Here is a 13,072-nt window from a genome sequence, read left to right as displayed (position 1 = left end):
ATTGCCACACCAAGCCCCTGCTCGAGACGATTAACAGCGGTTCGGGACCAAGCACCTTGCCGCTCGAATAAGTTAGTTGTTATTCTGCTCTCAGTTCAGCCCGTCGACGCCATCGGACACACCGACGCCCGTCGGCGGTCCGAGAGGAGTGGCATGACCACCGGTGCACAGGCGCTCGACGAGCCGATCAGGTCGCGGCGCAACCACTGGAACAACCAGATCGCATCGCATGCGCAGATGCGCCCGGACGCGGTCGCCGTGCGGTTCCGTGGTGTGGACACCACCTGGCGGCAGTTGCACGAGCGTTCGCTGAAGTTCGCCGACGCGCTCGCCCGTCGCGGCATCGGCTTCGGTGACCGGGTGCTGATCCTGGCGCTGAACTATCCCGAATACCTCGAGGCCGTCTTCGGCATCAACGCGCTCGGCGCCATCGCGGTCCCGGTGAACTTCCGGCTCACCCCGCCCGAGGTCGCCTATATCGTCAGCGATTCCGGCGCGAAGGCAATTGTCACCGACACCATGCTGCAGCCGTTGGCCACCGCGGTGCAGGGCCAGGCGTCCGAGCTCGCGACCTGCTTCGTGATCGGCGGCCAGAGCGCCGACGGGGTGCTCGGCTACGACGATGTGCTGGCCGAGGGCGGCCGAGCCCATACGCCTCTCGACATTCCCGAGGACACCCCCTCGCTGATCATGTACACCTCGGGCACCACCGGCAGCCCGAAGGGCGCGGTGCTCTCGCACGCGAATATGAATGGCCAAGCGCTCACCAGCATTCGGGCCACCGATATCGGACCCGATTCGATCGGCTTCTGCACCTCACCGCTGTTCCATATCGCCGGACTCGGCAGTCTCGCACCGTATTTCCTGCTCGGCGCCAAAGTCGTGCTGCACCCGCTCGGTGCCTTCGATCCCACCGAATTCCTCGACGCCGTCGAGCGCGAGCAGGCCACCACCGCATTCTGCGTGCCCGCGCAGTGGCAGATGATCTGCGAGGAGCCGACTGTCAAACAACGCAAGCTCGCACTGAAGGTGCTCAGCTGGGGTGCGGCTCCGGCCTCCGATACCGTGCTGCGGGCCATGGCCGACTGCTTCCCGGACGCGGTCAATGTCGCGGTCTTCGGTCAGACCGAGATGTCGCCGATCACCTGCGTGCTCGAGGGTAAGGACGCGATCCGCAAGCTCGGTTCGGTCGGCAAGCCCATTCCGACCATCCAGGCCCGCGTCGTCGACGACGAGATGAACGATGTCGCGCCCGGTGAGATCGGCGAAATCGTCTATCGCGGACCGACTCTCATGCAGGGCTACTGGAATAAGCCGGAGGCGACCGCGGACGCCTTCGCCGGTGGCTGGTTCCACTCCGGTGATCTGGTCCGCGCGGACGAGGAGGGCTTCCTCTGGGTGGTCGACCGTAAAAAGGACATGATCATCTCCGGCGGCGAGAACATCTACTGCGCCGAGGTGGAGAATGTGCTCTTCGCGCATCCGAAGATCCGCGAGGCCGCGGTGATCGGGCGGGCGCACGAGAAATGGGGTGAGGTGCCGGTTGCCGTTGTCGCCCTGGTAGATCCGGATGCCGAGCTCACCCTCGAAGAACTGGCACCGTTCCTCAACGAGAATCTGGCCCGTTACAAGCATCCCAAGGATCTGGTGCTCGTGGCCGAACTGCCGCGCAATGCCAGCGGCAAAGTGGTGAAAGTGCGACTGCGCAAGGACTATTCGGACTGAGCATTCGATCGCGGATCGCGTCACCGCCGTCGACCCGCAAGCGCGCCACATCGCTGGCGAATCTCGAATTGACCACCGCAGGGGCGGGCGCTCGAGCTGATCGGTGTGACAGGGATCTGTCTCGAGCGGTACCCGATCAGTGGCCTGCGCGGCTGACCTGCCTGGTGTGCGATACCCGGCTCGTCAGGCCGGGGCCTACCAGAACTTCGAGGCGACGGTAGGTTTCGGCCGCGGGCAGCGGCGGCTCCGCGTCCGCGATCGAACCGAGTAGGCCGACCACACCCCAGGACAGGAATGTCATCGTCACCGCGAATTCGTCGTCGTCCATGTCGAGTCGGCCCGAGAGTTGTTCGGTGAGAATCTCTTCCACCATGCGCCGCGTAGAGCGCAACAGCACTCCGGTCGCCCTGCGACCCAGTAGCGCTCGATAGACCTCGGGATTCGCCGACGCCAGCCGGAACAGCGTGTACAGCGGTGCGAGTGGTTCCGAGTGTTGCGGTACGTCAGGGTCATGCACGGCCGATTCGACATCGGCCACCGCCGCGCGCAGGTACTCGGTGCTGCTGACCAGCAGCAGGTCGTCTTTGTCCCGGAAGTGCGCATAGAAGGTGGAGCGTCCGACATCGGCGCGATTCAGGATGTCCTGCAATGTGATCCGGTCATAGCCGCATTCGATCATGAGCTCGATCAGCGCCCGATGCAGCAGGCTTTTGGTGCGCCGCACCCGGCGATCGGTCCTGGTCATCGGCATCCTCCGAACGCGAATACGGCGTTTCCGTACAAATAGTGCGAATCCGTTCGCAACGGCACGATATCCGCACTTTTGCTTCTGGTCGATCCGGTCACTTGGTCCGATTATGAACTCATGACCGGAAACGCACAACAGTCCACTAACGCACATGCTGACCGGAACTCCGAGATCGGCATTCTCATCACCAAACCGCGCGGCTACCTGGCCATGAAATCGGCCTTCTTGCTCGGTCGAGTCGGCAGCTTGAACGCTCGACTCGTCGAGCTGACCGGTGCCGCCGCGGGCGACCACGCTGTCGATATCGGTTGCGGTCCGGGCCAACTCGTTCGAGCCATGGCCGATCGAGTCGGATCCGCCGGTCGAGTGATCGGTATCGACCCGTCCCAGGAGATGATCGACTACGCGAGCGGCCGCGCCGCCCCCAACTGTCGTTTCGAAGTCGGCGCCGCCCAGTCGCTGACCCTGCCCGATGCGTCGGTCGATGTGGTCACCTCGACCTTCGTCATGCATCACATTCCGCAGGCACAGCGCACAGCGGCGCTGGGACAAATGTTCCGCGTGCTGCGCCCCGGCGGCCGATTGCTGCTCGCCGATACCCACCCGACCGGGAAAGTGCTGCCCGCGGCGGTTCGCATCATGTCGCGTTTCGCCGCGCGCCGCACCGACGATCCGCACGCGCCAGGACACCAGGCGGACCCGCTGACGGCCATCGATATTCGCCGCTACCGAGAAGCGTTGCGGGAAGTCGGATTCGGGACTGTGGACTTCACCGCGATCCCACCGACGACCGGCGTACTGGTGGCAACCAAGGACGTCTGATCAGATCAGGTCCTTCGATGTCATCCAGCGCATGCAGAACCAGCCGCAGAACACTGGCAGCCAGCACGTGAGCACGCGGTAGAGCAGCACCGACGGCACGGCGATGGTCGCGGGCAGGCCGAAGGCGGCAAGACCACCGATCAGTGCGGCCTCGACCGCGCCGACGCCACCGGGTGTTGGCGCGGCCGCGGCCAGGGTGCCGCCGACCATGGTGACGATGGTGAGGGTGATGAACGACGCGCCGCCACCGAACGCCTCGACGCTGGCCCACAGCGCGAGCGCAAGGCCGAGTGTGATCGCACCACAGCCGAGCACGATCACCGAGAACCGCTTCGGATCCCGGGCCAGATCACCGAGTTCACCGAGCACCTCCTGCAACTGCGGGCGCACCGAATTGCTCAGCCAGCGACGCAGTTTCGGCACGAACATGAAGGCGCCGATAATGCCGACGCCCACACCGGCCGCCAGATAGAGCACAGTCGCGTCGGGCACGAAATGCGACAGATTCGCCGAGGTGCCCGCCGCCACGCTGAACAGGATCAACAGACCGATGTGGGTGATCACCTGGACGGCCTGCTGCAATGCGACGGCGGCGGTAGCCCGCACCGCGCCGAGTCCGGCATGCTGCAGGAAGCGCACGCTCAAGGCCAGTCCACCGACACCCGCCGGGGTTGTCGTAGCGGCAAAGGTATTTGCGACCTGCATGATCACCAGATTGCGAAAGCTGACCAGGCGCGTTGCGCAGGCCCACAATGCCGCCGCCGCACCGATATACGTCAGCCCCGAGACCGCCAGCCCGAGCAGCGCCCACCACCAGTTGGCGGTCCACAACTGCGAGAAGAAGGTCGGCACCGCACTGATGAACGGATAGGCGACATAGACCAATCCGATCAGCAATACCAACTGGATGATCTGATTGCGGCTGAACCGGGTGATCTGCTCGGCCTCGATTTTGTCCTGGCCGGTCTGCTTGCGCACCTCGTCGCGGGCCGAGGAGACCACCTCGCCCCAGTCTGGAATCGACTTCTTGATTCCGGCGGGCATGGCGGACTTGGTGAGTCGGCTCGCCGCGGTCAGCACCGTCTGCTCGCCGAGCGTTTCGATGGCGGTGCGCACCGCGGCTTCCTTGCTGAAGACCGCTGTGGTCGAGACCAGCAACTGCGCGACATCGGACTGCCGCTGCTTATCGGACGCGCCGAACTCCGCATTGATGAATCCGCTGAACAGCGTGGCGCCGTTATCGATTCGGATCTCGGCGGGCCGCAGGTCGCCGTGCGAAATCTGGCCGCAGTGCAGTGCGTCGAGCGATCGCCATACCCCAGCGAGCTCGTCATCGGAGGTTTCGTCGAGCGGCTTACCTCGCGGCATGGTGTGCGCGTACAGCATCCAGCCGCGCTCGAGTGCCGCGACGGCAACCTGCTGCACGGCGGCCAGACCCATTTCACCGGCGGCGATGGCCACCAGCGCACGGTGCTCGACAGCGCGGTGCATCGAGCCGTGCAGCGCGGCGGTTTCGCTGCTGCGGAAGGTGAGCCAGCGCCACAATTGGCGCAGCGCACCGAAGCTGCGCTGATTCTTGCCGAACAGCTCGACGGTCAACTCGCGCTCGGGACCATCGATGGCCGCGGCGAGCACCAGCGGACCACGCCCGGCGGGATGCAGCACGGTGAACGCGGTGACGGTATGTCCGCGCCTGGCCAGCACCCGCACCGCCGCATCCAGCGGCACCTCCAGCGCCGGTGTGCCGACCACCAGCACGATCACCGCGCCGACCAACCAGCCGACCGCGAGTCCGAACATGGCTCGCGCGGGTACCACCGTGCTGACCACCAGATGGATCGGTGCGAATGCCAGCAGCAGGATCCACAACCAGCGCCGCGGCCGGGTCGGCAGCCATGGACTGGATACGGTCAGCACCGCGGCGAGCATGGCGATCCAGCGCGGATCGTCCAGGAACTGCGACAGGAAGGTGTCGAGCCGATCGGGCACCTGCAGATGCCATTGCGGCGCGGACAAGCCCGTTCCGGTGATCGAGAGGAGCAGGCCAGCGACCAATCCCGCGGCCGCGTAGCCCGCGAGCAGCTTCCACTGCCTGCCGATGATCAATTCGATGAGGATCGCGAACGGCAGCGCGATAATCGCCACGCCGTAGACCAGGTACACCAGATTGGACTGGTCCGGATTGAGGAATCCGACGATATTCGAGACCGAACGCTCCAGCGCCAGCCACTCCGGTCGGGTGATCAGTGAGGCGGCGACGACCATACCGACCCACAGTGCCGCGAGTACGACACGGATGATGTCACTGGTGCGCCGGATCAGCGGTTGCAGCAGGCTCCCCGTGACCGGGATATCCCGCCCGTCAACTCGCATCTCGTGGCCCTCCTCCGCCTCTCCGGGCCTTTTGCCGATCGTGGGTGGGCCCTAACCTACCGTTGTGGGCAGGCGGTTCCGGAGATGGCTGAGTTCTGGGCTGGGTTCGGCGAGTTACCCATGTTCGTACTAGATCAACTATTGCGTTCGCACGATACACAGCAGCCGACCGGCCGGTCAGTAGACGGTCTTGCCGAATCCGTCTGAGCCGATGAGGATCAGGACTGATCAGCCGAAGGAAGGCAGGACATGGCAGCACAGGATCTATCCGGGAAGACGGTGGTGGTTACCGGCGCCAGCTCCGGCATCGGCGCCGAGGCGGCGGCAAAGCTGGTCGCATGCGGCGCGACCGTCGCGGTGGTCGGGCGCTCGCCGGAGCGCACCGCCGAGGTGGCGGCGCGGATCGGCGCCGAGTCCTTCATCGCCGATTTCGCCCGCTTCGACGAGGTGCGCAAACTCGCCGATCAGCTGCTCGATCGCTATCCGCGCATCGATGTGCTCGCCAATAACGCCGGCGGCGCGTGGGCCGAACGCACTGTCACCGATGACGGCAATGAGCTGACCTTCCAGGTCAATCACCTGTCGCCGTTCCTGCTGACCGCCCTGCTGCTGGATCGGCTGGTGCAGTCGCAGGCCAGGGTCGTCAATACCGCGAGCATGACCTACCGGATGGCGAAGTTGGACCTCGACACCGTCAACGCATCGACCGGCTCGTTCAGTCAGCTCGGCGTCTACGGCACCTCCAAGCTCGCCAACATCATCTTCACCAGGGAGTTGGCCCGCCGCACCGAGGGCACCGGGCTGGTCACCGCCGCATTCCATCCGGGCGCGGTCGCCACCCACGTCTACGACAATGCCCCGCTCGGGCTCGGCGCGTTCATCCGCTCACCACTGTCACGGCCCTTCTTCATCCGGGCCGAGAAGGGCGCGGATCCGCTGGTGCACTTGGCGACTACGTCGGAGGAGATCAACGGCAAGTACTTCCACCGGCTCGAGGAGGAGCAGCCGAGGAACAGGCAGGCGGTGGATGCGGAACTCGCGCAACGGCTTTGGACCATGTCCGAGGAGATCACCGGAACGGCATAGGTCAATGGGCGTCCGCACCGACCGCGTGACGCCTACCCTCGGCTGCCACACCGACGGTGAATACTTCGCCGCTCATCTCGCCTCGATCGAGTTCGACAATGGCGCGCACCACCTGCTCGGTCGATACCATCGCGGGAAAATCATTGGGCGCGATGGCATTCGCCCGCACCCCGAACTCCTCGAATTCGGCCGCGATATGCCGGGTCAGGTGGTTGAGCGCCGCCTTGGACGAGGCGTAGAGGGCCTGCCCGCCGGGGTACACCCGCGAACCCGCAATGCTGGAGACATTCACGATATTGCGATTGCGGGTCCGGTTCTCGTCTCCGGCGTGTATCCAGCTCCGCTGCGCCAAACGCGCCGACAAACGCAGCGGCACACCGACATTGACCGCGAAATGCGGTTCGAATTCGTCGAGTGCGGCGTCGCCGTCGACGATGCCGCGTGGCTGGAATCGGCTGTGCGCGGCATTGTTGACCAGCAGGTCGATATGCCCGAAGCGGGCGAGTGCGATATCGACGACGCGCTCGACTTCCCCCGCGTCGGCCAGCTCGGCCTTGATCACGAAGATCCGCGAATCATTCTCCGGCACCGGCATTTCCGGCTCGAAGGGATCGACGAACCATTCGAGCTGTGACGGTGCCGCCGGAGTGCGATTCCGGCAGACCGCGATGATGTCGTAGTCGGTGTACAGACCGCGGCAGAAGGTGTCCCCCAGAACGCCACCCGCACCGGTCAGCAGACATACCCGGCGTTCATTACCACTGCGCAATGCTGTCCCCTCCCCAGCGCCGCAGCACATCTTCCTTCGGCCGGTGCAGCCACATCACCACGCTATCGCGCGCGGCGGCGTTATTGCCGAGGAACGTATGCCAGGAGCGCGGTGTGCACTCGAACAGCAGCAGCGAGTTGTCCAGTGGCGGAACCGTCAGCGCGGGAACGGGATTCGCGCCGACATGGGCATACAGGGCGGTCTCGCCGCCATCGCCGGGCTGCCAATCCGGATTTCCGAAATAGAACAGCACCGCGACGGCGCGCACCGTCTCCCGCGCGAAGCTCGCCTGGCTCCGCGGGCCGGTCTTCAGATCCACCTGCGGATCCACGGTCCTGATCTCGCTCGCTCCGGGCGCCGCCCCCTCGAACCAGGCCGGATTCAGATCATTGTGCGGTGACCCCGACGGACTCCCCGGCCGATGATGATGCACCGCTCCTTCGACATCACCGGTGGTAGTCACCCCCATGACGCGCGCGATCAGGTCATGCCATTCCCGTGAGAGAAACAGCGCCAACGGCCCATCCCGCAGCTCGGCCAGCGAGGCACCGACCGCACCGTAATCCGACGCCACCGCCCCGAACGCCTCCGGCCGCTCGCGGCGCACCCGCGCCAACTCATCGGCCAACCGCCCATAGAACTCGGGCACGAACACATCCTTGGCATAGATATGCGGAAACGGCTCGACCCGGCGAATCCAGCGCCGATGCGCGAACAAATCCGTGAACCACGGCGGTGCCGCGGTTACTGTGGATTCGGCTACCCCTGTCAACTTCAATCCCTCCCGAATGACCACAGCGATCCTAACGGGCACCACCGAAATCCGTGCCTCACCGGTAGCCGGGCCCCGGGTACGCGGCGACCAGTTGCGAAGATCGCCGGGTGTGGAACGACCTTCGCGTGTGCTTCATCGGTGATTCCTTCGTTGCGGGTGTCGGCGACCCGCGGTGCCTCGGGTGGGTCGGTCGGCTGGCCGCCCAGACCTACGCGAGCGGCCAGCCGCTCACCACGTACAACTTGGGTGTGCGGATGCAGACCTCGACCGAGATCCTCGGCCGCTGGCAATCCGAATGCGCACCTCGATTTCCCGACGGCTCCGATGCCCGACTCGTCGTCTCGTGCGGCGTCAACGACACCACGTTGATCGACGGACGACCCCGGGTGGCACCGGAGCAATCGGCGGTCAACCTGTCCGAGCTGCTCACACAGGCCGCCGAGCTTCCGGTCCTGGTCGTCGCGCCGCCGCCCATTGATGACGCTGAGCAGAATGCCAGGACCGCCACACTGGACGAACATTTCGCCGAGGTCTGCGCTGCCGCGGCCGTCCCCTACGTGCGCGTCCATCAACCGCTGTGCGACAGCGCGGTCTGGATGCGCGAGGTGCGCGCGGGTGACGGCGCGCATCCCGGCGCGGCCGGATACGATGAATTGGCCGCGCTCGTTCGGCCGCACTGGCGAGAGTGGTTGGCGCGCTGACCGATCCGGGGGCGTGTCGCTCAGTCTGGCGACGATGAGCCGATCGAGGTCCGCGATGGTCGGCATCCATCGCCGAAAAGTCGGAATCGGCGGTGGCGCACAGTCGGGCGGCGATAACTGGAAGTGCTTCGACGCTAGAATCGCCCAGCCTGCGCGGTTTCACTGTCTGAGACAAGCTATCGCATGTATCGTCCGGGCAGCTCAGCGCGGTTGTGCTCAGCCGAAAGACATGCGGCGCGCATCCGCTTCGGCCCGTTTGCGTTGGACCGTCGCCAGATCGACCGGCACCGCGCCTTCCTCGGGTCGAGTCACCAACTCGTGCAACGTCGGATGCCAGCGTCCGACTTCATCGCGGAACGGGCCCTCGGTCTCCAACTGACCGATCGCACCAACCAGCGTCAGCATCGATCGCGCGAACGGCGTGAAGCGCGCGGGCATGGTGCCCTGCCGCAGGGCATTCGTCAGCCGCGGATTCGTCACCCGCAGTACCTGTTTGCGCAGCCATCGCATGGTGAACCGGTAATTCGCGTGCCGGAAGGGTTCGACGCACGGCGCGACCACATGGAACAGATCCTCGGCATCGAGCACCCGGCCCGGTGCACAGAAGCCGTGCCGCCGTGCCGCCGCCTCCAATTCGGCGGGCCCGCCGTTGAACAGCGCATCGCAATAGTCGAAGGCGAATTCCTCGAAACCCTCGGTCGGCCATGGTGTGCAAGCCCCGAAGTCGACGACGCCGAGTCGCCCATCCGGCAGCACCCGGAAATTGCCCGGATGCGGATCGCCGTAGAGCAGACCACTGCGGATCCAACTCGATGCCATGAACCGAACCAACTGCATGCCGACCCGATCCCGCTCGGCGCGCGTACCGGCCGCGATGACGCGCGGCAGCGAGATGCCGTCCAGCCATTCGGTGATGAGCACGTCGCCGCGCTGTTCGATCACCCGCGGAATATAGAAATCCGGATCGTCGGCATAGGCCGCCGCGAATACACGTTGAGATTGCGCCTCGGCCGCATAGTCGAGTTCGTCGAGGACACAGGCACAGACCGCCTCGGTCACGCTCTTGACATCGGCACCGGGCAGGAAAACCGTTGCCAGTATGGAGATCCGGCGTAGCTGATCCAGATCGTTCGCGACCGCCTGCTTACCGCCGGGATACATGATCTTCACCGCGACGGGCGTACCGTCACGCCATACCGCGCGGTGCACCTGGCCGAGTGAGGCCGCGGCCGCGCGCCGATCGTCGAATTCCCGGAAATACCAACGCCAGTTCTCCCCCATACTGGCGGCCATCGCCGCGTGCACCGAATGCGGCAGCATCGTCGGCGCGGAATCCTGCAACCGGCTCAACGCGATTTTGTACGGCTCGGCGAGTTCCGGCGGCAGTGCGAGTTCGTAAATGGCAAGCAGCTGACCGAGTTTGGCGACACAGCCCTTCAGTTCGCCGAGCACCTCGAAGATGTGCTGTGCGGTGCGCATCTGGATTTCGCGATCGACCTCGGCGGCCGGTCGGCCCAGCGCGCGCTTACCCACACCCGCGGCATGACGGCCCGCGTACGCGATCGGCAGCGCAGCCAATTTCGCATTGCGAACCGCCGTGCGAACTGGAGGTTTACCCTTCGACGTCATCGCGAAAATGCGTGCAGGTCCAGTGGTGGAACTCTCGGTCGATCGACCCTGGCCACGCTCAATTGTCATGACTCACCTCACACTGCACGCTGACCACTGGTACACAGGTGCAGTCTCGCACAGCAGGGCATAGACTGTCTGGGACGTATTCGAACCGAGTCGAAAGGTGGCATCTCGATGGGATCCCAAACGGTAGTCGCCGACGTTGCCGATGAGCTGGCACGCCGGGTTGCCGCAGGGGAATATCAGCCGGGGGATTTGATGCCGTCGGTCCGTCAGGTCGCGGAGGAGTTCAATATGAACCGCGCGACCGCGCAGTTGACTCTCGGTCGGCTGGAATCGTACGGATTCGTCGAGGCGCGACGCGGCAAGGGGTTCACGATCCGCGATGTCCGCGAGGCGGGCGGCATCGATGTGTATCGGCACCTGTTCCGGTTCTCGGTTCCGATGCCGGATGTCGCCGTCGAGATGTTCCACGACATCGTCGAGGTGGAGCGCGGCATCGTCATGGAGGCGCTGCTCGCCTACACCAGCAGCGAACAGGAAATCGATCCGGCCGAACTCAAGGCGGAGATCGACGAACTGGAAAGGCTTGCCCGACAGGAGGTTCCCGACTTCCAGCAGATCCTCGCCATCGAGGTCGGCCTGGTCCGCCGACTGCTCACCGCACTCGGGCTGAGCATGCAGCGCGCGATCATCAACTCCATCGGCGAGATGGTGCTCGAGGTGCCCGAGGCCGTGGAGGCCTTCTTCGCGGGCGCTGCCGATCTGCATGTATTGGTATGGCGTGCACTGGTCGCGGTCTGGGATTCCGGATCCGGCCCGTCCGACGCGCAGCTCGCATTGTTCGAGGATCTGTTCGGGCTGTATCACGACAAGGTGATCGCCCGGTTCGAGGAATTGCTCGATGTCGGGGACGACGAGGATGTGGAGCACGCGGCGACCGCCTGATCACTTTCGATCCTGCCGGGTCAACTGTCTGGGTCGCACTGGCTTAGTGCTAGTCGGCGCCGTCCGGGCGATGCACGTTTGCTGCAATCGGGCGACTCCGCAACTGGTGATTAGCTGTCTGGGACTCAGCAGGTAACCGGTATGAGCTCGAGGACTGGCGTGGCTCGGTGTACGGGGGAACATACATGCGGCACTGATGTCGGATCTGCAGTGTCGCAGATGTTTTCGGGCGGCACTGGTTCCGCAGATGCGTGAGGAAGTCCGCATCTCGACAAACTCCCAGAATTGGTCATGCTCGGCCGGTTCTTCGATGGCATTCTCGAGGTCCGCGCGGCTCGAGGCGGAAGGTATCGAGTCGGTCGGCTTCGCGCGCGACGACGAAGCGGTTTGGATCAACCAGGAGTTCTCTGTGAAATCGGCCCCAATTCTGCCGCGCCGCTGGACCATTGCGGATATCGCGGACCAGTCCGGCAAGACCGCCGTGGTCACCGGCGCCAATAGCGGTCTCGGCCTGCGCACGGCCGAGGCATTGGCGAGTAAGGGTGCGCATGTGCTGCTGGCCTGCCGTAATCCGCAGAAGGCCACGACGGCACTCGATGCGGTCACCGCGGTGGCCACCGGTCCGAAACCCGAAGTGTTACAGCTGGATCTGGCCGAGCTAGCGTCGGTCCGACGGGCCGCCGCGCAGATCAACGACACCATCGGGCGGATCGATCTGCTGATCAATAATGCGGGTGTGATGGCGGTGCCGCGCTCACATACGGCCGACGGGTTCGATACCCAATTCGGTACGAATCACCTGGGGCACTTCGCATTCACCGGCGGTCTCCTGCCCGCTCTCCTGCGCGCCGACCAGCCTCGAGTGGTGACCGTATCTTCGGTGGCCGCATGGGTCGGGGTGATCAACTGGTTCGATCCGAATTGGCAGCGGATGTATCTGCGGTGGCCCGCCTACGGTCAGTCCAAATTGGCGAATTTACTGTTCACCGCCGAACTCGAACGCCGGGCCCGCGTGGCCGGATCCGAACTGCGCGCGGTGGCCGCCCATCCCGGAGTGTCGGCGACCCATCTCTACGACCGCAACGGTGAGCAGGGTGTGAATGCCATTCTGGCGGCGATCCCGCAAGCGATCCTGTTCGCGCTGGCCCAGTCCGACCGGATGGGCGCATTGCCGCAGTTGTATGCCGCCACGGTGCCGGAGCTACGCGGAAACTCCTATGTGGGACCGGGTTTCGAGCTGGCCGGATATCCGCGGCGGACACTGCGCAATCCGCTTGCCTACCGTCGCTCGACCGCGCGCAAACTGTGGGAGCTGAGCGAGCGGCTGACCGGCGTTCGCTACGACTTCTCGGGGATCTAGATCGACATCAATGCGGCGCCGCGGCGAAGGCGGCGAGCACGAGCGAGCTGACGATCGTGACGGCAAGTACGGCCAGCACCACCAGATTTCGCCGTTGCGGCAGATCGGCATGCATCAGATTCGGACACTCCGG

11 protein-coding genes are annotated in these 13,072 nt (G+C 64.9%); 6 read left to right on the top strand and 5 right to left on the bottom strand.

Annotation, left to right across the window (positions count from 1 at the left end):
- Positions 1-153: 153 nt before the first annotated feature.
- A complete protein-coding gene (fadD5, locus tag ACQP2U_RS41600; RefSeq protein WP_433712640.1) occupies positions 154-1,725 on the top strand; it encodes a fatty-acid--CoA ligase FadD5 in 1,572 nt (523 codons plus the stop codon).
- A 136-nt stretch (positions 1,726-1,861) separates the two neighbouring features.
- On the opposite strand, the gene ACQP2U_RS41595 is transcribed toward fadD5, so the two are convergent.
- Complete coding sequence (locus ACQP2U_RS41595) at positions 1,862-2,470, bottom strand: TetR/AcrR family transcriptional regulator (protein WP_433712638.1); 609 nt, start codon at positions 2,468-2,470, stop codon at positions 1,862-1,864.
- A 120-nt stretch (positions 2,471-2,590) separates the two neighbouring features.
- On the opposite strand from ACQP2U_RS41595, the gene ACQP2U_RS41590 reads away from it, so the two are divergent.
- Complete coding sequence (locus ACQP2U_RS41590; RefSeq protein ID WP_433712636.1) at positions 2,591-3,295, top strand: methyltransferase domain-containing protein; 705 nt, start codon at positions 2,591-2,593, stop codon at positions 3,293-3,295.
- On the opposite strand, the gene ACQP2U_RS41585 is transcribed toward ACQP2U_RS41590, so the two are convergent.
- A complete protein-coding gene (locus tag ACQP2U_RS41585; protein ID WP_433712635.1) occupies positions 3,296-5,668 on the bottom strand; it encodes a lysylphosphatidylglycerol synthase transmembrane domain-containing protein in 2,373 nt (790 codons plus the stop codon).
- A 249-nt stretch (positions 5,669-5,917) separates the two neighbouring features.
- Between ACQP2U_RS41585 and ACQP2U_RS41580 the strand changes: the two genes are divergently transcribed.
- Complete coding sequence (locus ACQP2U_RS41580; RefSeq protein WP_433712633.1) at positions 5,918-6,754, top strand: SDR family NAD(P)-dependent oxidoreductase; 837 nt, start codon at positions 5,918-5,920, stop codon at positions 6,752-6,754.
- Position 6,755: 1 nt separating this feature from the next.
- On the opposite strand, the gene ACQP2U_RS41575 is transcribed toward ACQP2U_RS41580, so the two are convergent.
- Both ACQP2U_RS41575 and ACQP2U_RS41570 read right to left on the bottom strand, forming a co-directional pair.
- Entirely contained in the window at positions 6,756-7,523 is a 768-nt protein-coding gene (locus tag ACQP2U_RS41575) for an SDR family NAD(P)-dependent oxidoreductase (RefSeq protein ID WP_433712632.1), read from the bottom strand.
- On the bottom strand, positions 7,510-8,295 hold the full coding sequence (locus tag ACQP2U_RS41570) for a 2OG-Fe(II) oxygenase (RefSeq protein ID WP_433712631.1): 786 nt from the start codon (positions 8,293-8,295) through the stop codon (positions 7,510-7,512). The genes ACQP2U_RS41575 and ACQP2U_RS41570 overlap by 14 nt, the downstream gene beginning before the upstream one ends.
- A 110-nt stretch (positions 8,296-8,405) precedes the next feature.
- On the opposite strand from ACQP2U_RS41570, the gene ACQP2U_RS41565 reads away from it, so the two are divergent.
- Positions 8,406-8,999, top strand: coding sequence for a GDSL-type esterase/lipase family protein (locus ACQP2U_RS41565; protein WP_433712630.1), 594 nt, complete (start codon positions 8,406-8,408; stop codon positions 8,997-8,999).
- 216 nt (positions 9,000-9,215) lie between these two features.
- Here ACQP2U_RS41565 and ACQP2U_RS41560 read toward each other — a convergent pair whose 3' ends face one another.
- Positions 9,216-10,697: an ABC1 kinase family protein gene (locus ACQP2U_RS41560; RefSeq protein ID WP_433712629.1), complete on the bottom strand. Its 1,482-nt coding sequence runs from the start codon at positions 10,695-10,697 to the stop codon at positions 9,216-9,218.
- Positions 10,698-10,805: 108 nt separating this feature from the next.
- Between ACQP2U_RS41560 and ACQP2U_RS41555 the strand changes: the two genes are divergently transcribed.
- Together ACQP2U_RS41555 and ACQP2U_RS41550 are read left to right on the top strand one after the other, a co-directional pair.
- On the top strand, positions 10,806-11,579 hold the full coding sequence (locus ACQP2U_RS41555) for a GntR family transcriptional regulator (RefSeq protein WP_433712627.1): 774 nt from the start codon (positions 10,806-10,808) through the stop codon (positions 11,577-11,579).
- 409 nt (positions 11,580-11,988) lie between these two features.
- Positions 11,989-12,939, top strand: coding sequence for an oxidoreductase (locus ACQP2U_RS41550; protein ID WP_433712626.1), 951 nt, complete (start codon positions 11,989-11,991; stop codon positions 12,937-12,939).
- The last annotated feature ends 133 nt before the right edge of the window (positions 12,940-13,072 follow it).

Source organism: Nocardia sp. CA-084685, assembly GCF_050955785.1.
In the GTDB taxonomy this organism is placed as follows: Bacteria; Actinomycetota; Actinomycetes; order Mycobacteriales; family Mycobacteriaceae; genus Nocardia.
The sequence above is the reverse complement of the archived record's forward strand: the minus strand, read 5'-3'. Positions and strand labels throughout refer to the sequence as shown.